Source organism: Mesonia algae (assembly GCF_003253545.1).
In the GTDB taxonomy this organism is placed as follows: domain Bacteria; phylum Bacteroidota; class Bacteroidia; order Flavobacteriales; family Flavobacteriaceae; genus Mesonia; species Mesonia algae.
This window is the reverse complement of sequence record NZ_QKYV01000007.1, coordinates 44,681-63,327: the sequence shown is the minus strand read 5'-3', so window position 1 is coordinate 63,327 and position 18,647 is coordinate 44,681. Positions and strand designations below refer to the sequence as shown.

The window sequence follows — 18,647 nt, the reverse complement described above, 5'->3', positions numbered from 1 at the left end:
AACACTACTCCCCTATTTCTTCTTCCATAAATTGCACTTCATAAAGATTTCTATAATAGCCTTTTTCTCGCTGAAGTAATTGTTGATGTGTTCCTATTTCTACAATCTCCCCTGCATCCATTACTATGATTTTATCAGCTTTTTTTATGGTTGCCAGACGATGAGCAATTACAATTGATGTTCGTCCTTTTGTTACTTTATCTGTAGCTTCTTGCATAAGTTGCTCACTATAACTATCTACAGAAGAGGTAGCTTCATCTAACACTAAAATAGATGGGTTACTCACGTAAGCTCTTAAAAATGCTATTAATTGACGCTGACCGCTAGATAACATTACTCCGCGTTCTTTCACATTATAATGATAACCGTTAGGGAGGGTTGCTATAAAATTATGAACCCCTATTTGTTTGGCTGCATCTATTACCTCTTCTTCGGTAATTTCAGGGTTACCTAAAGTGATGTTTTTCATAATAGTATCTGCAAACAAAAATACATCTTGTAGCACCACTGCAATCTCATTCCGTAAAGAACGAAGTGTAAATTTTTTAATATTGGTATTATCTATTGAAATTTCACCGCTATCAGTTTCATAAAATCTACTTAATAAATTAATAATGGTACTTTTCCCTGCTCCAGTAGCCCCCACAATTGCAACAGTTTCACCTGCGTGAACTTCCAGAGAAATACCTTTTACTACTTCTTCTCCTTCAATATAGCTAAAGCGGACATCTTTAAACTTGATCTCTCCGGTTAAATTTTCCGCGGTAAGCGTACCAGTATTTTCTATTTTAGATTTGGTATCTAAGATTGCAAATACCCTATTAGCGGCTACCATACCCATTTGTAAAGTATTAAATTTATCGGCTATTTGTCTTAACGGACGAAATAACATTTGGATAAGCTGAATAAACATTACGATAATCCCCAGGTCTAATGTATCTCCGCTAGTAATTTGTAAACCTCCAAACCAAACGACTAAACCAATAGCAATAGAACTAGACATTTCAGCAATTGGAAAGAAAATAGAGTTATACCACACTGTCTTAATCCACGCTTTTTTGTGCTTGTGGTTTATATCTTTAAAACGTTCGTATTCTATAGCTTCTCTTCCAAAAATATGTAGGATTTTCATTCCCGTAATTCGTTCCTGAACAAAAGAATTGAGGTTAGAAACTTGTGTTCTCACCTCTTCAAAAGCAATTTTCATTTTTTGCTGAAATACTCGCGTAGCATATAATATAAATGGAAGTACTGCTAAAACTAAACAGGTTAGTTTCCAATCTTGAAAAAACATAAAGACCAAAACCACTAACATTTTTAGCAAGTCACTTATAATCATAAATAAACCCTGACTAAAAATACTCGCTATCGTTTCTATATCACTTACCGCTCTAGTTACCAAACGTCCTACAGCAGACTGATCATAATATTGCTTTTTAAATTGCAACATATGATCGAAGAGGTTAACACGTATATCTCTAATTACTTCTTGTCCTAACCAATTGGCGAAATAAATAAAACAAAACTGAAAAATTACTTCTAAAACAAGCACCCCTAGCATTAAAGCTACATAAAATATAAGGTTATCATTATCTTTAGGAACAATGCTGTCGTTAATTGTAATTTTAGTTAAATAAGGACGTAAAACACCTAGCAGTGAAAGTAATACTGCAGCAAAAGCGACAAAATAAAATGTCCATTTATAAGGATTGGTATATTTAAGCAATCTTCTAAACAAACCAAAATCAAAAGCATTTCCTGTTTTATTCGCCATTTTTTAAATATATTGAATTTGGGTATTCTACTTGTGTTAAAAATAAACCTTTAGCATCTACTGATTTTCCCGCTAATGAACGATTCTTGCTTTGAATAACGTAATGCAAGTCTTCTATATTTCTTTTACCCACGCCTATTTCTAATAAAGTTCCTACAATTGCTCGAACCATATTTCGTAAAAATCGATCGGCTTTAATGGTAAATATCAATTGATGCTCTTTCTTCTCCCAGTGCGCATAAGAAATCTTACAATTATACGTAAACACATCGGTTTTCACTTTAGAGAAACATTGAAAGTCTTTATAATCCAATAAGATTTTTGCAGCTTCATTCATCGCTACCACATCAATATTTTTTTTGATATAGTAAGCGGTTGCGTTACTAAAAGGATTTTTTTGAGTATCTACGTAATATTTGTATTCTCTGGCAATGGCATCAAATCTTGCATGAGCATTAGGCTGCACTGCAAATAACCTATTTACCGAAATACTAGGTGGCAACATCGTGTTTAACTTAAATATAAACTCATGAACAACAAAATTTTTTTGTGTTTCAAAATGAGCTAAAATTTGTTTGGCATGAACTCCCGTATCGGTTCTTCCAGCACCTACAATTTCAACATTTTCTTGCAAAGCGATGCTCAACTTATCTTCAATTACTTCTTGTACAGTGATAACATTGGGTTGTCGTTGCCATCCAAAAAAGTCTTTTCCGTTAAAAGATAAATCAATAAAATACTTCAATCTTAATTCTTATTTTTACCGTGCAAAGATACTTAAACATATTTTTCTACACCTTAGAAAACCCATATCCATTTTGAAAAAGATTTTACTTTTAAGCGACACCCACAGTTATATAGATGATAGAATTTTAACGTATGCCCGTCAAGCGGATGAAGTTTGGCATGCGGGAGATATTGGAGATCTTAATGTAACCGATAAATTAAAAGAAATAAAACCTTTACGTGCAGTTTTTGGAAATATTGATAACCACGAAGCTCGAAAAGAATTTCCGCTGAATAATAGGTTTATGTGTGAAGGTGTTGATGTTTGGATTACACACATAGGTGGGTATCCCAATAAATATTCACCTGCAATAAAAGAAAAAATTAAAGAAAATCCGCCTAAACTCTTTATCTCTGGACATTCTCACATTTTAAAAGTAATGCCAGACAAAAAGTTAGGTTTATTACATATGAATCCTGGAGCTTGTGGAAAACACGGTTTTCATCAAGTAAGAACTATGCTTCGGTTTGAAATTGAACAGACTGAGATTAAAAACTTAGAAGTAATCGAATTGGGAACACGATAATTTTTTTTTGCAAAAGAGATAGCAGCGGCAGCCTTTTATGACGCTTTCGCGGAATAAAAGCTATAGCGAATAGCCCGACCCAAAGGGTTTTGCCCTAATAACTAAAAAACCCAGAAGAAAAATCTCCTGGGTTCTTACGCACTAATACTACTAAGATGTTAGGTTTATCGTAAACGGTCTACAGATTTTACAAGCGCTTCGTCCTTCTTAATGGCTTTATTAGCCATTACAAGTAAAACGATAGAAATAATAGGAAGAAACATCCCAATACCTTTCTCTGAAATTTGCATTTCTCCAGGTATGATTAGCGACCAGTAAACAAAAAATCCTAGTAAAATAAAGTTTAATATGATGTTCAATCTGTTCATTACAAATTGAAGTTTTCTATTGTTAAAAAGAAATATAGTAAATAAAGCCAGTAAAGCACTTAATACGAATGCACCCATTACTATAGGCTTATCTATAGCATAAATACTTTCTTCGCTCTCATTAACCCAAAGGCTTAAAAAATAAGATCCTAAAGCAGCTACTAATAAAGCTAGAAATAAGTAAATGGTTTGTATTCTCTGAATCATGTTTTCTATAATCTCTACAGCACAAAAATATAATATTAATTGTATTCTAAAAGTTTAAATTTAAAAATAAAGTTGTATAATTGCATAAACTAGTCGTAACCACTTCAATAAAGGTTACTTATAACTTCAAATTTTTTTCAAAAAAATCTACTTTGAAATTTTAGAAACTTTATTCTAAGAAAATATTATTATTATACCTCTTTATTAAATGTTAGAAATATCTGAATTAAAAGCAAAAAAGCTTCCTGAGCTTCAAGAAATTGCAAAATCACTTAATGTACCTAAGTACAGAACCCAAAAAAAATTAGATTTAGTTTATCAAATTTTAGATTATCAAGCTGCCAACCCTAATAAGGTAAAAGAAGCTTTAAAAGATGATACTGCAGAAAATAAGCCTGCTCCTACTAAAAAAACACCGGTTAAGAGAGAGCGTAAGCCCGCTCCTAAGCAAAATAAAGAAGAGAAAACTTCTCCCGTAGATAAGAAAGCTCCTGCTAAAAAACCTACTCATAAAGAAGAGAAGAAAGATGAATCTAAAAATTCATCTAAAAACACTCCTTCTAAAGAGCAGGATAGAAAAACTCCTCAGCATAAGTCTAATAAAGATAATAATACACGAGGAAAAAAAGAAAATCCTAAATCTAACCACCCAAAGAATAACGGGAATAGAGATAAAAGAAATCGTTACCGTGAGCCAGATTACGAATTTGATGCCATTATAGAAAGTGAAGGTGTCTTAGACATCATGCAAGATGGGTATGGTTTTTTAAGATCTTCTGATTATAATTATCTATCATCTCCTGATGATATTTATGTATCTCAATCTCAAATTAGACTTTTTGGTTTAAAAACTGGAGATACTGTTTTAGGACAAATAAGACCACCAAAAGAAGGGGAGAAATATTTTCCTCTTATTAAAATCAATAAAATTAACGGCTTAGACCCTCAAGTAGTAAGAGATCGTGTATCTTTTGAACACTTAACTCCGCTATTCCCTGAGGAAAAGTTCAATATCGCCGAAAAGCAAAGTACAGTTTCAACGAGAATCATCGATTTATTTTCTCCTATTGGAAAAGGACAAAGAGGAATGATTGTTTCTCAACCTAAAACAGGTAAAACAATGCTTCTTAAGGATATTGCAAATGCTATCGCTGCCAATCATCCTGAAGTTTACCAAATTGTACTTTTAATAGATGAACGCCCAGAAGAGGTTACCGATATGCAACGTAACGTTAGCGGAGAGGTAGTTGCTTCTACTTTTGATAAAGAAGCTCACGAACACGTAAAAGTAGCTAATATCGTTCTTGAAAAAGCAAAGAGACTAGTTGAATGCGGGCACGATGTTGTTATTCTTTTAGATTCGATTACCCGTTTAGCAAGAGCATACAATACAGTACAACCTGCTAGTGGAAAAATACTAAGTGGAGGTGTAGATGCCAATGCATTACACAAGCCTAAGCGTTTCTTTGGTGCCGCTAGAAATATTGAAGGCGGTGGATCTTTATCTATTATTGCTACAGCGCTTACCGAGACTGGCTCAAAAATGGACGAAGTGATATTTGAAGAATTTAAAGGTACGGGTAATATGGAACTTCAATTAGATAGAAAAATATCTAACAGAAGAATTTTCCCAGCTATCGATCTTACTTCTTCAAGCACAAGAAGAGACGACATTCTATTAGATGAAGCCACCATACAGCGTATGTGGGTGCTTAGAAAATACTTAGCAGACATGAACCCTATAGAAGCAATGGAGTTCATTAACGACAAAGTTAAACAAACTAGAAATAACGAAGAGTTTTTAATCTCTATGAATGGATAGCAATCCATTTTACAATAACTAACAAAAAAGCCCTAACGAATTCGTTAGGGCTTTTTTATTTAGCCTTAAGGCAGAAGATAATTTACTTAGCTAAAAAGATAATGATAATCTCAATAAAAAATTCTACCAAAAAAAGCCCCTTAATAAGGAGCTTTTATATATTGTAAGTATAAATTATAATAATTTATAGAGCTGCTACGTGCTTTGCTAATTTTGATTTTAAGTTAGCCGCTTTGTTAGAATGAATCACATTACGTTTTGCTAATTTATCAATCATTGCAACCACAGAAGGAAATAATGCCTCAGCCTCTTTCTTATCTGCACCCTTCAACTTCTTTATGGCATTACGTGTAGTTTTATGTTGGTAACGGTTTCTTAAACGCTTTACCTCACTATTACGTATTCTCTTTAATGCCGACTTATGATTTGCCATAACTCTTTGGTTTATTTATTTTTGATTGTAGTCCGTAGGGGAATCGAACCCCTGTTACATGGATGAAAACCATGCGTCCTAACCCCTAGACGAACGGACCATTAATTATTAATATTTCAATTGAGCAATATGCTCTACTCTTGTAGTCCGTAGGGGAATCGAACCCCTGTTACATGGATGAAAACCATGCGTCCTAACCCCTAGACGAACGGACCGTTATTATTTCAATGCGGATGCAAAAATAATACTTATTTCCAATGTACCAAAACTTAAGTAAAAAAATTTTAAAAAAATTTTAATAAGCCTTAGCAAAAAGAACTCTTTGACTAGAAGGATTGCCCGAAAATACACATTTACCATCCTCTTTATCAGCCTCTAAAGGAATACACCTAATCGTTGCTTTAGTAAGTTCTTTTATTTTAGTCTCTGTCTCTATAGTTCCGTCCCAATGAGCCGAAATAAAGCCTCCTTTAGTCTTTAAAACATTTTTAAACTCTTCAAACGTATCTACTTTGGTGGTATGCTCACTTCTATAATCTAAAGCTTTTTGAAACAAAGTATCTTGAATTTCTACCATTAAGCCTTTAACTTTCCCAACAATTTCTGATTGATTGACGAATTCTTTCGTCAACGTATCTCTTCTTGCAAGTTCAACAGTGCCCTTTTCTAAATCTTTAGGACCAATAGCTATTCTTAACGGAACTCCTTGCAATTCATATTGAGCAAACTTCCATCCAGGTTTATGAGTATCACGGTTATCATATTTAACTGAAATACCAGCTTCTCGAAGCTCTGCCGCTAATTCATTTGCGGTTTCTGAAATTTCCATAAGTTGTTCTTCTCCTTTGTAAATAGGCACAATTACAACTTGATGAGGCGCTAATTTTGGAGGTAAAACCAACCCTTTATCATCACTATGAGTCATAATTAAAGCTCCCATAAGCCTTGTAGAAACACCCCAGCTTGTAGCCCATACGTGCTCTAATTTTCCTTCTTTGCTAGCATATTTCACATCAAAAGCTTTGGCAAAATTTTGACCTAAAAAATGAGAAGTTCCTGCCTGTAAAGCCTTTCCATCTTGCATTAGAGCTTCAATACAAAAAGTTTCTTCCGCACCAGCGAAACGCTCACTTTCTGACTTTAATCCTTGTACTACAGGAATAGCCATAAAGTTCTCTAAAAAATTAGCGTAAATATTATTCATCTGCTTAGCTTCCGCCAAGGCTTCACCTTTACTTGCGTGCGCTGTATGTCCTTCTTGCCATAAAAACTCTGCAGTTCTCAAAAATAAACGTGTTCTCATTTCCCAACGCACTACATTAGCCCATTGATTGATAAGAATTGGTAAATCTCTATAAGACTGAATCCAACCTTTGTAGGTATTCCAAATAATAGCCTCAGAAGTTGGTCTAACTACTAGCTCTTCCTCTAGTTTAGCTTCAGGATCTACAATTAATTTTGACTTATCTTCTGGATCGGTTTTAAGTCTATAATGAGTAACCACCGCACATTCTTTAGCAAAACCTTCTGCATTTTTTTCTTCTGCTTCAAATAAACTTTTAGGCACAAATAAAGGGAAATAAGCATTTTGATGCCCTGTCTCTTTAAACTTAGCATCTAGTTCTGCCTGCATTTTTTCCCAAATTGCATACCCATATGGTTTTATAACCATACAGCCTCTAACAGCCGAATTTTCAGCAAGATCTGCTTGCACTACTAATTCGTTATACCATTTAGAATAATCTTTGTTTCTTTCAGTTAGCTTATTACCCATATATAAGATTTGGCACAAATGTTGTGTTTATGTTAATGAATTGTTAGTTCGCACAAAACTAATTAAATTTGATATGTTCAACAATTAAAACCGTAAGATATGCTATATCATCACATAAATATTAAAAAAATCACTCAACTGCCAATGTATTTATTCGCAGTTGCTACTCTAATTTCTTGCGGCTCATACGATAATTCTACTTATGAAGAAGATGGAATTTATGCCAGCAACAATAGAGTTATTAAAAATGAAACTTCTCAAACCACAAAACCAGATAATTATTACGAAAATTACTTTGCTGAACAAAGCAATAAAATAAATGAAGCTCAGCAATACAATAAAGAAACAGCTGTATTTACAGACGTTGATTCGTATTCTTCAAACAACAATCCCAATACTCAAAATATAAATAATGAAGAATATTATGATGAAGGAAATTATAAAAACAGCGAGGGAGGCTGGGGTTCTAATTCTTCAAATGTAACGATTAATTATTATGACAATAATCCATATATGTATGGCGGTTTTTATGACCCCTATTACGCATCTTGGGGTTATGGTGGAGGTTTTTATAACGGTTGGAATATAGGTTTCTCCTCGTGGGGATGGGGTGGCTACTATAGACCTTGGGGTTATTACGGATATGGCGGAGGTTATGGTTATTATGGCTACGGCGGATACTATGGAGGGGGATATTATAATAATCCCTACTACTATGGAAACTACGGCTATGCTTATCATAACAACGGTAGAAACAACAGAGGTCGATATGTTGCAAAAAGCGATTATAGAAGAAATGCTGCAGCTACCTCTAGCAGAAATTCAAGCTATACAAGACGTGATGCTTCTACTGCAAGAAGAAATACTAACGTTAGGAATTCTAGCAATATAAATGCACGAAGAAGTTCTAATAGCCGATACAATAGCAACTCTAGAACAAGAACTACCACAAGAAGTAGTTCTACACGTTCAAATAACAGAAGAAATAGTTATTACAATAACAGCTCTAGAACCACTAGATCTTCCTCTCCTACTTATAATAATTCGAGAACCAGATCTTCTAACACTAGATCTACTAGAAGTACACCAACAACTAGATCTTCCTCATCTTCAACAAGAAGTAGTAGCTCAGGATCATCTACAAGAAGTTCTAGAAGCAGTGGAAGTTCTTCAAGCGGAAGAACATCTAGAAGAAGATAAAATTGCACCTAAACCCATTTTAGAAGATTATGAAATTTAACCTTGCTATAATATTCAGTTTTATATTTACTTGGAGCAACTATGCTCAATCTAGTAATGATGCTTTATTGTTTTCTTCTGAAGACTTGTCGGGTACTGCTAGATTTGTTGCTATGGGAGGGGCTTTTGGAGCCCTAGGAGGAGATATATCTTCTTTAAAGGTGAATCCCGCTGGTTCGTCTGTTTTCTTACATAATTTCGCTTCATTTTCATTAGCGAATGAATCTTATGAAAATGATGTCCTATACCAAAGTAGCACTTCCAATAGAAGTAATAATAATTTTTTCATTCCACAAGCTGGTGCCGTTTTTGTTTTCAATAATAGTAATCCAGACGCCAATGTATCAAAATTTACTATTGGTATTACTTACGACCAGAAGAAGTCTTTAGATAATCGATTTAACGCTATAGGAAATAACGAAAGTTCTATTGGAGACTATTTTGTTGATCTTGCTAACGGTGTTCCTCTAGACCTCTTAAATTCATTTTCATTACAAGATAGATACATTTTTTTAGGAGAGGGAAATTTTAATAATGAAGGTTTTTCGAATACAGATTTGCAAAATGCCTTCCTTGGGTATAATGCTTTTCTTTTTGATCCTGTAAGTGATGATTCAGATAACACTTCTTATACCTCTAATGTAAATAGTAATTCTGTTTTTCAAGATTACAATTACCGTTCAACAGGTCTAAATGGGAAGTTTTCCGTAAACGGATCTATGCAATTTTTTGATGATTTTTACGCAGGAATAAATTTAAACACTCATTTTATCAACTACGAAAGATCCACTTCGTACTATGAAAGCATTGGAGGTTCTAGTGAAATTAACGAAATTGTTTTTCAAAATAATTTAAGTACTATTGGTATTGGTTTTTCTTTTCAAGTAGGTGCGATTGCCAAAGTAAATGAATTTGTAAGATTAGGTGCTAGTTACGAATCTCCTACTTGGTATACTATATCTGATGAAACTTCCCAATATCTTTATTCTTATAGCAATGAGTTTGGAGGCCAAGAAGTAGACCCGTTTGTCACTAATATATTCCCTAATTACAGGTTAAGAACTCCAGGAAAACTTGTAGGTAGTTTGGGGTTAGTATTTGGAAAAACAGGGATCCTAAGTTTTGATTATAGTTATAAAGACTACTCAAACATGCAATTAAGCCCTGGTTACGATAACAATACTGATTACCGTATACAAAATCAAAATTTTGAAAATAATTTTGATGCTGCTTCCACATATAGACTTGGCGGAGAATACAGGATACAACGATGGAGTTTACGAGGCGGTTATCGCTATGAAGAAAGTCCGAATTCTAATACCATGAGCGAACTTAATGGTTACTCTGGTGGATTGGGGTACGATTTTGGAAAATTACGCTTAGATTTCGCGTATGACTACTCTTCCCAAGATTATAACACCAACCTTTTACAAACCGGAATTCAAGAACAAGCTTCAGTAGATTTTAGCAGATCAAATTATATTTTGACTTTAGCAATAGATATGTAGAGTTTTTTATTCTACAATTCTATTTTCAAATCCAACAGACATAAACTCTTGAGCCTCATTTTTATCATCCAAATACGTATAGTAAACTTCAATATCTTGAACGCGATTTAAAAACACTTGGGTTTTCTCATGTCCCATAGACATAATCGTGGTGGCATAAGCATCAGCTTCAGCACAAGTTTTTGCAATTACCGAAGCACTTGTAATATCACTTTGCTCTGCTTTTCCTGTTAAAGGATTAATAGTATGCACGTATTTATTTCCGCTAAGGCTGTCAACTCTAAATTTTCTATAATTCCCGCTTGAAGCCAAAGCCTCATCTTTCAACTTTAAAGTATGGGTATAACTACGATCTTCTAATTGAGATTGTATTCCTTCAATCCCCACTAGCCAAGCTTTATTTTTTAAAATATTTTTTCCTTTAACTCTTATCTCTCCCCCCAATTCTACAATATAATTTTCTATTCCCTTAGATTCTAAAAATTGACCGATGATATCTATACCATAACCTTTAGCTATCGCATTAAAATCTAAATAGATATTTTTATTTTCTTTACGGATTAGATTTGTTTCCGTCAAGCGGATTTTAGAAAAACCTACCATTTGTCGTAAGGAATCTAAAATCACACTATCTATGACCTTTAAAGGTTTATCTTCTCCAAAACCATAGGCATTGCGTAAAACACCAACCGTAGGGTCAAAATAACCTTTACTCTCATTATAAATACGTTGAGAAATCCTAAAAACTTCTTGAAATGAATCATCTATTTCAATTGTTGAATCTCCCGAATTAATATTTGAAATATCACTTGTAGGCAAATAAGTGCTTAGCGATTGATTGAATTGATTTACAATAGAATCTATTTGATTTTCGTAATTCTCTTCTTGAAAATATTTGATATGATACTCTGTACCAAAAGCATTTCCAACAAGAAATGTTTCTTTATCTTTTTCATCTTGGCAAGATATTAATAGCCAGACACAACATAAACTTAATAGGTATTTCATTATACGAGTTTTAATCCAGGATATAATTGGGTGTAATCTTCATCTTTAAGAACTGGTTTTTCAAAATCTTTACCGTGTCCCAATCCTACTGCAGCGTAATAGGTAGTAGCATCAAATTTTTCTCCATGATTTTTTACTTTTTGCACAAGTGTCTTATCCATATCTGCTACTTTTTGAGGATGACAAATAGCTTTAACCACTACAAAACTCATTTGCTTTCCCTTTTGAACTACAAACTGAGGATTCCTTTTGAGTTTAGAATTTACAGCTAAAAATTCAAAGCCTTGTTTTTCTAAGTCCTCCCCTACAATATTCATTGCAAGGTTATGTAGTTCTTGTTCTGTTAATTTCTCATTCATTTTACAAATATAAGAAGCATTTTATATTAAAATAAACCGAACGTATTAAACTGTTAATCTAAAGTCTAATTATGTGGTTTTGCTGATTTTTAATTAACTTTAGTTAAAACTAAAGCTTATAAGAGCCCTAACACCTCGTTTTGACCATGCTATCAGCCAACTTTATAAAGCTTTTCACAGTAATCAATTAAATCCAGAATGCCATTCCCAGTGCGCTGTTGGAAATATATGCAATAATTCAACTGCCTGGCAATATTTAACAGATCATCACGGCTCTGGGAAGCTAAGTTATGTTGGTCTTATACATCAACGCTTTGGAAGAAAATTTTACGGTTTTCAACCTATAGAATTACTAGAGATCGAACAAACTTTCTTAAAGGGATGCGGCTATAAAACGCCATTGATTCATTATAAAAAGAAAGGAAAAAACACCAATGATGATTTATTTAATGGACTAACAGAAGTCATTAGCTACTTATGTCAATTAGAAAAAATAGATAATATTATGGACTGTTCTCAGATCTTCAATTACAAGATAAATCTTACTCCCGAAAAAGAATTATCAATCCTAGAAAAACTTTAGAACTAGATAGAGATTTTAGGTAAAAAAATATATAAAATAAAAAAGCCGCTTTTAAAAAGCGGCTTTTTTATTTTATCCTCCGAAATCATCAAATCGGATGTTCTCATCTGGGATACCAAAATCTTCACCCATTTTCTGAACAGCTTTGTTCATTAATGGTGGTCCACAGAAGTATAATTCAATTTCTTCTGGTTCTTCATGTTTAGATAAGTATTGATCTATTACCACCTGGTGAATAAACCCTACAAAACCGTCTCCTTCTGCATGAATATCATCTTTTACTTTCCAGTTATCTTCCTCTGCTGGTTCCGATAAGGCCAAGTAAAATTTGAAATTATCAAATTCTCTTTCTAATTCTCTAAAGTGTTCAATATAGAACAATTCTCTCTTAGAACGACCTCCATACCAATAGGTAACAGTTCTTCCAGTTCTAAGCGTTTTGAATAGGTGATAAAGGTGTGAACGCATTGGCGCCATTCCAGCTCCCCCACCTACATACAGCATTTCTGCTTCTGACTCGTTGATAAAGAATTCTCCATAAGGGCCAGAAATAGTTACCTTATCTCCCTCCTTACAGTTAAAAATATAACTTGAAGCCACACCAGGATTTACAGACATCCAATCGTTTTTAGCGCGATCAAATGGAGGCGTAGCAATACGAACATTTAACATCACTTCTCTTCCCTCTGCAGGATAAGAAGCCATAGAGTATGCACGCTCTACAGTCTCTGTATTTTTCATTACTAGTGGCCATAATTTAAATTTATCCCACTCATCTTGAAATTTATCTGGAGTTTCATGCTCTTCTGGGTGAGCAGTAATATCCATATCTTCAAACTTTACTTCACAAGGAGGGATTTCAATTTGAATATAACCTCCCGCTTTGTAATTCATATCTTCAGGAATTTCTACTACAAATTCCTTAATAAAAGAGGCTACGTTGTAATTACGAACAACAGTTGCTTCCCATTTCTTAATCCCGAAAACTTCTTCTGGAATATGAATATTCATATCTTGCTTCACTTTTACCTGACAAGATAAACGAGCACCTTCTTTTAATTCTTTTCTAGAAAAGTGAGGAGTTTCAGTTGGAAGAGCTTCTCCTCCACCTTCTAAAACGTGACACTCACATTGAATACAAGTACCCCCACCACCACAAGCTGATGGTAAAAATATCTTTTGATTTCCTAAAGTAGAAAGAAGAGTTCCTCCAGAGTCTACTTCAATTTTCTTCTCATCATTGATAGTAATAGTTACAGGTCCTGATGGTGAAAGTTTTTGTTTTGTAAACAATAGTAAAGCAACTAATAATAAAGTAAGAACCAAAAAGGCTAAAACTGTTGCAATTACTACTCCTAATGTGCTTGCTGCTAAAAACATATTATTGATTTGTATTGTGTTCTGAAACTACAAAAGTAGTTCCTGAAGATTGTACATCGCTCTCTTCTATGGTTTCTTCATTAAAACCAACATTTTCTGGATTACCATCTAAAGAAGGTTTCTTTTCTTCTCCACCAGTTAACATTCCTCCAAAACTCATAAACCCGATCGCCATTAATCCTGTAATAATAAATGTAATTCCTAAACCTCTTAGTGGAGCAGGCACATTACTATAACGTATTTTTTCTCTAATTGCTGCGATAGCTACGATGGCTAAGAACCAACCTATACCAGATCCAAAACCATAATTAAGCGCTAAGCCTAAAGTTCCTATGTCTCTAGATTGCATAAATAATGAACCTCCTAAGATGGCACAGTTTACAGCAATAAGAGGTAAGAATATACCTAATGAGTTATACAATGAAGGTGAAAATTTCTCTACAATAATCTCTACTAATTGCACCATTGTAGCAATGGTTGCAATAAATAAAATAAAAGAAAGGAAACTTAAATCATAGTCTGCATATTCTGCTCCTAACCATACTAATGCTCCTTCTCTTAAGATATATTGATCCAATAACCAGTTTAAAGGTACAGTTACTGTTAATACAAAGATTACAGCAGCTCCTAACCCTACAGCGGTACTTACTTTTTTAGATACAGCTAAATAAGAACACATTCCTAAGAAATATGCAAATACCATGTTATCTACAAAAATGGATTTAAAAAATAATTCTAAATGTTCCATATGATTTTATTTTATAGCGTTTTTGCTATTAATTTTCTTCAATTAGTTCTTTGTTCTTACTTCTTTGTACCCAAATGATAATACCTACCACTATAAGAGCCATTGGAGGCAATACCATAAAACCGTTATTTTCATAACCTATAGCATATAGTCCTGTTTTTTCTACAGAATCTCCTAATACTTTAAATCCGAATAAAGTTCCTGAACCTAAAAGCTCTCTAAAGAAACCTACAATGATTAAGATTAAACCATAACCTGCTGCATTTCCTATTCCGTCAAGGAAAGATTTCCAAGGACCGTTACCTAAAGCGAATGCTTCAAAACGTCCCATAATAATACAGTTGGTAATAATTAATCCAATAAATACGGAAAGTTCTTTACTGAGTGAATAAGCAAAAGCTTTTAAAACTTGGTCTACAATAATAACCAATGTCGCCACTACTACTAATTGAACGATAATTCTAATTTTTGAAGGAATAATGTTTCTCATTAAAGAAATCACTACGTTTCCTACTCCCAATACAAACACTACCGAAATAGCCATTACAATTGACGGTTTTAATTGTGCCGTAATTGCTAATGCAGAACAGATACCTAATACCTGAATAGTAATTGGGTTGTTATCTGCTAATGGGTCTGTGATTAATTTTGAATCTTTTTTTGATAATAGTCCCATGGCTTATTTATTTAATGATTGAAAATAAGGTACATACATTTTAACATCTTTCTTTAGCATCGTAGCTACACCAGTACCAGTAATGGTTGCTCCAGCTAAAGCATCTACTTGATTATCTGAAGTATCTGTATTCTTAGGATCATTGTTGCTTTTTGAAACATCAATACCTTTAAATGCATCTCCATTAAGAAACTTTTCTCCTGTGAAATCATCCATAAAGTAACGTTGCTTAATTTCCGCACCAAGACCTGGAGTTTCTCCTTTATGATCGTAATAAACTCCTTGAATTGTCATAGACTTATCTACAGCCACAAATCCCCAAATAGCATCCCAAAGACCTTTACCTCTTACAGGCATAATGTAAATCTCTTTACCATCTTTTTCTGCTACAAACAAAGGAAGTCTTCTCTCGTAAGAATCATCTTTTGCTTTGGTTTCTTCTTTTTTCAAATCTATTAAGTAAGCCTCATCATCTTCGGTTACTTTATCTCCTTGAATTACCAATTGTTTCTTGATGTAGGTATTAAACTCTGCCTCTACTTTATCTGTAGAAATAAACTCTACATCGTTAGCCCCTTGATTATTATTTACACCCATAGCGTAAAGAATATTCTGTTGCTTTTCGTATTTCTCGTTAGCTTTAATCATAGGCTTTAATCCGCTAGCGAATCCTGCCAGTAGAGAACCTACAACCACCACCATAATGATAGCAAAAATGACGGTATAGCTATTTTTATCTGTATTAATTGCCATGGTTATGCTGTTTTAACTTTTAAACGTTTTTGTCTTCTCTTAATATTCCCTTGAAGAACATAATGATCTATGGTTGGAGCAAAAACATTCATTAATAAAATTGCTAAGAAAACTCCTTCAGGATAAGCTGGATTAAATACTCTAATCATAATAGAGATAAATCCGATAAGGAAACCGTAAATCCATTTTCCTTTATTAGTTTGTGAAGCTGTAACTGGATCTGTCGCCATATAAACTGCTCCAAACAACAAACCTCCCACTAATAAGTGTTCCCAGAAAGGTAAACTCATTAATCCGTAAAACTTAGAAGTATTCTCTATCCATCCTGCATCTACAACACCATTAAATATAAGTCCCATAACTAAAGCTCCTACAAGTGTACTTAAAATAATTCTCCAACTTCCAACTTTAGTAAAGATTAAAAATAAAGCACCTATAATAATTAAGAGTTTTGAAGTCTCTCCTACAGATCCTGGAATAAAACCAAAGAACATATCTTGTAAACTATACATTACTTCTTGGTTTTGCGCATAGCTACCCAAAATAGTTTCTCCTGAAATTGCATCTAAATTGGCTCCTCCAGCTATTTCTTTAGAACGCTCTACTGCTCCGTGTACCCAAACTTTATCTCCACTCATCCAAGTTGGATATGCGAAGAATAAGAAAGCACGAATGGTTAGTGCTGGGTTAAGAATATTCATCCCTGTTCCTCCAAACACTTCTTTACCTATAACTACTCCAAAAATAACCGCCACAGCAAGCATCCATAATGGAATATCAACTGGTACGATAAGTGGAACTAACATCCCTGTTACTAAGTAGCCTTCTTCAACTTCGTGTCCTTTAATTACAGCAAACAAAAACTCTACTGCAAGACCTACTCCGTAAGAAACAATTACTAATGGTAAAATCGTAAGACATCCCATTAAGAAATTATCCATCGTAAAAAAGTTCTCTAAAGGTGCAGCTCTTAAAGTTTCATCTATAGCTGCATAATGCTGGTATCCTGCATTGAACATCCCAAATAACAAACAAGGAACCAAGGCCACAATAACCGTATTCATGGTTCTCTTTAAATCATCTGCTGCACGAACGTGTGAACCAGAATGAGTAGTTTCATTTGGCAGGTATAAAAAAGTATGCAATGCATTAAATGCTGGGGCCATTTTTTTACCCTCATACTTTTTCTTTAGCTTATGTAAATTTTCTTTCAATCCCATAATACTATCCTATTTCTTTATACATTAAATCTAATCCTTTTCTAATAATCTCTTGGTGCGGTTGCTTAGATACACATATAAATTCTGTCAAAGCAAAATCTTCTGGAGCAACTTCATACATTCCAAGCACTTCCATTTGATCTAAATCTTGCACCATACAAGCTTTAAGAGTTTGTAACGGATAAATATCTAAAGGAAAAACTTCTTCATAATTTCCTGTAAGTACAAAAGCCCTATGTTCACCATTTGTATTTGTGTTTAGCTCATATTTCTTATTAGGTGATAACCAAGAAAAAGTTAATGCTCTAGAAGTAGATACTTTATTGAAAATTGGCTTATTCCATCCAAAAAATTCATAATCATCTCCTTCAGGAATTATGGTTACCATATTTGCATTGTAACCTAAAAATCCATCTTTAGCTTCTTTCTTACCTGTAAGAACATCACCACTAATTACACGCACATTGTCTTCATTAAGACCTGCATCGCTAACTATTCCGTTAAGATTACTACCTAAAACAGTACGGTAATATTTAGGAGCTTTAACACTAGAACCTGCAACTGCAATTGTTCTTTCTGGATTAAATTTACCAGTAAGTAATAACTCACCTATAGTCACCAAGTTTTGAGCATCGAGTGTCCAAACTGTCTCCCCTTTATTTACCGGAGCAATCATTGCAATTTGAGTACCTACATTCCCTGCTGGATGTGGTCCTTCTACTGAATGTAACTCTATATTTTTTAAAGAAGAAAACACAGAAGACTTTTTGTCTCTTACTCCTACGTGTACTTTACCTTCTGTCATTTTAGACAAAGCGGTTAACGCAGCCTGAAGTTCTTTTTCTTTTCCGTTTAGCACGAAATCATAATCTGGTGCTAATGGAGCTGATGAAAATCCCGAAATAAAAATATCTCTTGGCATTGTTTCTGCCTCAGCGATCACGTCATAAGGACGTTGCTTTATAAATGGCCAACAACCACCTTCTAAAAGTCTCGACTTAAGCACCTCTGCACCTGAGCTCTCAACATTTAAAGAACCTAAATCCTTTACTTCCTGCTGAGCATCAGCTTCGATAATGATACTTAAAATCACCCTTTTAGCACCTCTCTCTATAGCGGTTAACGTACCACTAACAGGTGAAACAATTTTAATATCTTTATTGTCTTTGGAATAAAAAATGGGGTCTCCCACTTTCACTTTCGCTCCTTCTTTGACCATCATTTTAGGAACAACTAAGTGAAATTCTGATGGTTTTATTGCAAAAGTCTTAGATTTTGGAGCGTTAGAGATGGTTTTTTCAGCCTCCCCTTTTAAGCGCAAATCTAGACCTTTCCTAACTTTAATGTCTTTTGACATAATCTTGTATAAGTTAATATTCGCGGTTGCAAATTTAATAATTAAATCCTCTTCTAGCTTCAAACTTAATTACAAGTTGCTTATTTATATAAATTCTAAATAAACTAGTTTTACAAAGTAGATTT

Annotated in this window: 18 protein-coding genes and 2 tRNA genes; 5 read left to right on the top strand and 15 right to left on the bottom strand. The window is 33.9% G+C overall.

What is annotated here, in order from left to right:
• Positions 1–4: 4 nt before the first annotated feature.
• Both LX95_RS12215 and truA read right to left on the bottom strand, forming a co-directional pair.
• A complete protein-coding gene (locus tag LX95_RS12215; protein ID WP_111541744.1) occupies positions 5–1,774 on the bottom strand; it encodes an ABC transporter ATP-binding protein in 1,770 nt (589 codons plus the stop codon).
• On the bottom strand, positions 1,764–2,519 hold the full coding sequence (truA, locus tag LX95_RS12210) for a tRNA pseudouridine(38-40) synthase TruA (RefSeq protein WP_111541743.1): 756 nt from the start codon (positions 2,517–2,519) through the stop codon (positions 1,764–1,766). The genes LX95_RS12215 and truA overlap by 11 nt, the downstream gene beginning before the upstream one ends.
• 73 nt (positions 2,520–2,592) lie before the next feature.
• Between truA and LX95_RS12205 the strand changes: the two genes are divergently transcribed.
• Entirely contained in the window at positions 2,593–3,087 is a 495-nt protein-coding gene (locus LX95_RS12205) for a metallophosphoesterase family protein (protein ID WP_111541742.1), read from the top strand.
• A gap of 164 nt (positions 3,088–3,251) precedes the next feature.
• Here LX95_RS12205 and LX95_RS12200 read toward each other — a convergent pair whose 3' ends face one another.
• A complete protein-coding gene (locus tag LX95_RS12200) occupies positions 3,252–3,662 on the bottom strand; it encodes a DUF4293 domain-containing protein (RefSeq protein WP_111541741.1) in 411 nt (136 codons plus the stop codon).
• Positions 3,663–3,870: 208 nt separating this feature from the next.
• On the opposite strand from LX95_RS12200, the gene rho reads away from it, so the two are divergent.
• Complete coding sequence (gene rho / locus LX95_RS12195) at positions 3,871–5,484, top strand: transcription termination factor Rho (protein WP_111541740.1); 1,614 nt, start codon at positions 3,871–3,873, stop codon at positions 5,482–5,484.
• 184 nt (positions 5,485–5,668) lie between these two features.
• Here the strand turns inward: rho and rpsT are convergent, their stop codons facing one another.
• The 4 genes from rpsT to proS form a co-directional block, all read right to left on the bottom strand.
• Complete coding sequence (rpsT, locus tag LX95_RS12190; RefSeq protein ID WP_111541739.1) at positions 5,669–5,917, bottom strand: 30S ribosomal protein S20; 249 nt, start codon at positions 5,915–5,917, stop codon at positions 5,669–5,671.
• Positions 5,918–5,945: 28 nt separating this feature from the next.
• A tRNA-Glu gene (locus LX95_RS12185) sits at positions 5,946–6,017 on the bottom strand.
• Between the two features lie 43 nt (positions 6,018–6,060).
• A tRNA-Glu gene (locus tag LX95_RS12180) sits at positions 6,061–6,132 on the bottom strand.
• 80 nt (positions 6,133–6,212) lie between these two features.
• Complete coding sequence (gene proS, locus LX95_RS12175; protein ID WP_111541738.1) at positions 6,213–7,691, bottom strand: proline--tRNA ligase; 1,479 nt, start codon at positions 7,689–7,691, stop codon at positions 6,213–6,215.
• A gap of 99 nt (positions 7,692–7,790) precedes the next feature.
• On the opposite strand from proS, the gene LX95_RS14550 reads away from it, so the two are divergent.
• Complete coding sequence (locus tag LX95_RS14550) at positions 7,791–8,891, top strand: hypothetical protein (RefSeq protein ID WP_146240789.1); 1,101 nt, start codon at positions 7,791–7,793, stop codon at positions 8,889–8,891.
• Between the two features lie 29 nt (positions 8,892–8,920).
• Positions 8,921–10,438: an OmpP1/FadL family transporter gene (locus LX95_RS12160; protein WP_111541735.1), complete on the top strand. Its 1,518-nt coding sequence runs from the start codon at positions 8,921–8,923 to the stop codon at positions 10,436–10,438.
• Positions 10,439–10,444: 6 nt separating this feature from the next.
• On the opposite strand, the gene LX95_RS12155 is transcribed toward LX95_RS12160, so the two are convergent.
• Positions 10,445–11,446, bottom strand: a complete 1,002-nt coding sequence (locus tag LX95_RS12155) for an FAD:protein FMN transferase (protein WP_111541734.1) — start codon at positions 11,444–11,446, stop codon at positions 10,445–10,447.
• A complete protein-coding gene (locus LX95_RS12150) occupies positions 11,446–11,805 on the bottom strand; it encodes a Na(+)-translocating NADH-quinone reductase subunit F (protein ID WP_111541733.1) in 360 nt (119 codons plus the stop codon). The genes LX95_RS12155 and LX95_RS12150 overlap by 1 nt, the downstream gene beginning before the upstream one ends.
• 400 nt (positions 11,806–12,205) lie before the next feature.
• On the opposite strand from LX95_RS12150, the gene LX95_RS14785 reads away from it, so the two are divergent.
• Entirely contained in the window at positions 12,206–12,388 is a 183-nt protein-coding gene (locus LX95_RS14785; protein WP_245924775.1) for a hypothetical protein, read from the top strand.
• A gap of 72 nt (positions 12,389–12,460) precedes the next feature.
• On the opposite strand, the gene nqrF is transcribed toward LX95_RS14785, so the two are convergent.
• From nqrF to LX95_RS12115, 6 genes are read right to left on the bottom strand one after another with little or no spacing between them, the layout of a single operon-like run.
• Complete coding sequence (gene nqrF, locus LX95_RS12140; RefSeq protein ID WP_111541731.1) at positions 12,461–13,768, bottom strand: NADH:ubiquinone reductase (Na(+)-transporting) subunit F; 1,308 nt, start codon at positions 13,766–13,768, stop codon at positions 12,461–12,463.
• A 1-nt stretch (position 13,769) separates the two neighbouring features.
• Entirely contained in the window at positions 13,770–14,516 is a 747-nt protein-coding gene (gene nqrE, locus LX95_RS12135) for an NADH:ubiquinone reductase (Na(+)-transporting) subunit E (RefSeq protein ID WP_111541730.1), read from the bottom strand.
• Between the two features lie 28 nt (positions 14,517–14,544).
• Positions 14,545–15,192 (bottom strand): NADH:ubiquinone reductase (Na(+)-transporting) subunit D, encoded by a 648-nt coding sequence (locus tag LX95_RS12130; RefSeq protein ID WP_111541729.1) that lies wholly within the window; start codon positions 15,190–15,192, stop codon positions 14,545–14,547.
• Between the two features lie 3 nt (positions 15,193–15,195).
• Positions 15,196–15,945, bottom strand: a complete 750-nt coding sequence (locus tag LX95_RS12125) for a Na(+)-translocating NADH-quinone reductase subunit C (RefSeq protein WP_111541728.1) — start codon at positions 15,943–15,945, stop codon at positions 15,196–15,198.
• A 2-nt stretch (positions 15,946–15,947) separates the two neighbouring features.
• Positions 15,948–17,165, bottom strand: coding sequence for an NADH:ubiquinone reductase (Na(+)-transporting) subunit B (locus LX95_RS12120; RefSeq protein ID WP_111541727.1), 1,218 nt, complete (start codon positions 17,163–17,165; stop codon positions 15,948–15,950).
• 4 nt (positions 17,166–17,169) lie between these two features.
• Complete coding sequence (locus LX95_RS12115; RefSeq protein ID WP_111541823.1) at positions 17,170–18,522, bottom strand: Na(+)-translocating NADH-quinone reductase subunit A; 1,353 nt, start codon at positions 18,520–18,522, stop codon at positions 17,170–17,172.
• Positions 18,523–18,647: the final 125 nt, after the last annotated feature.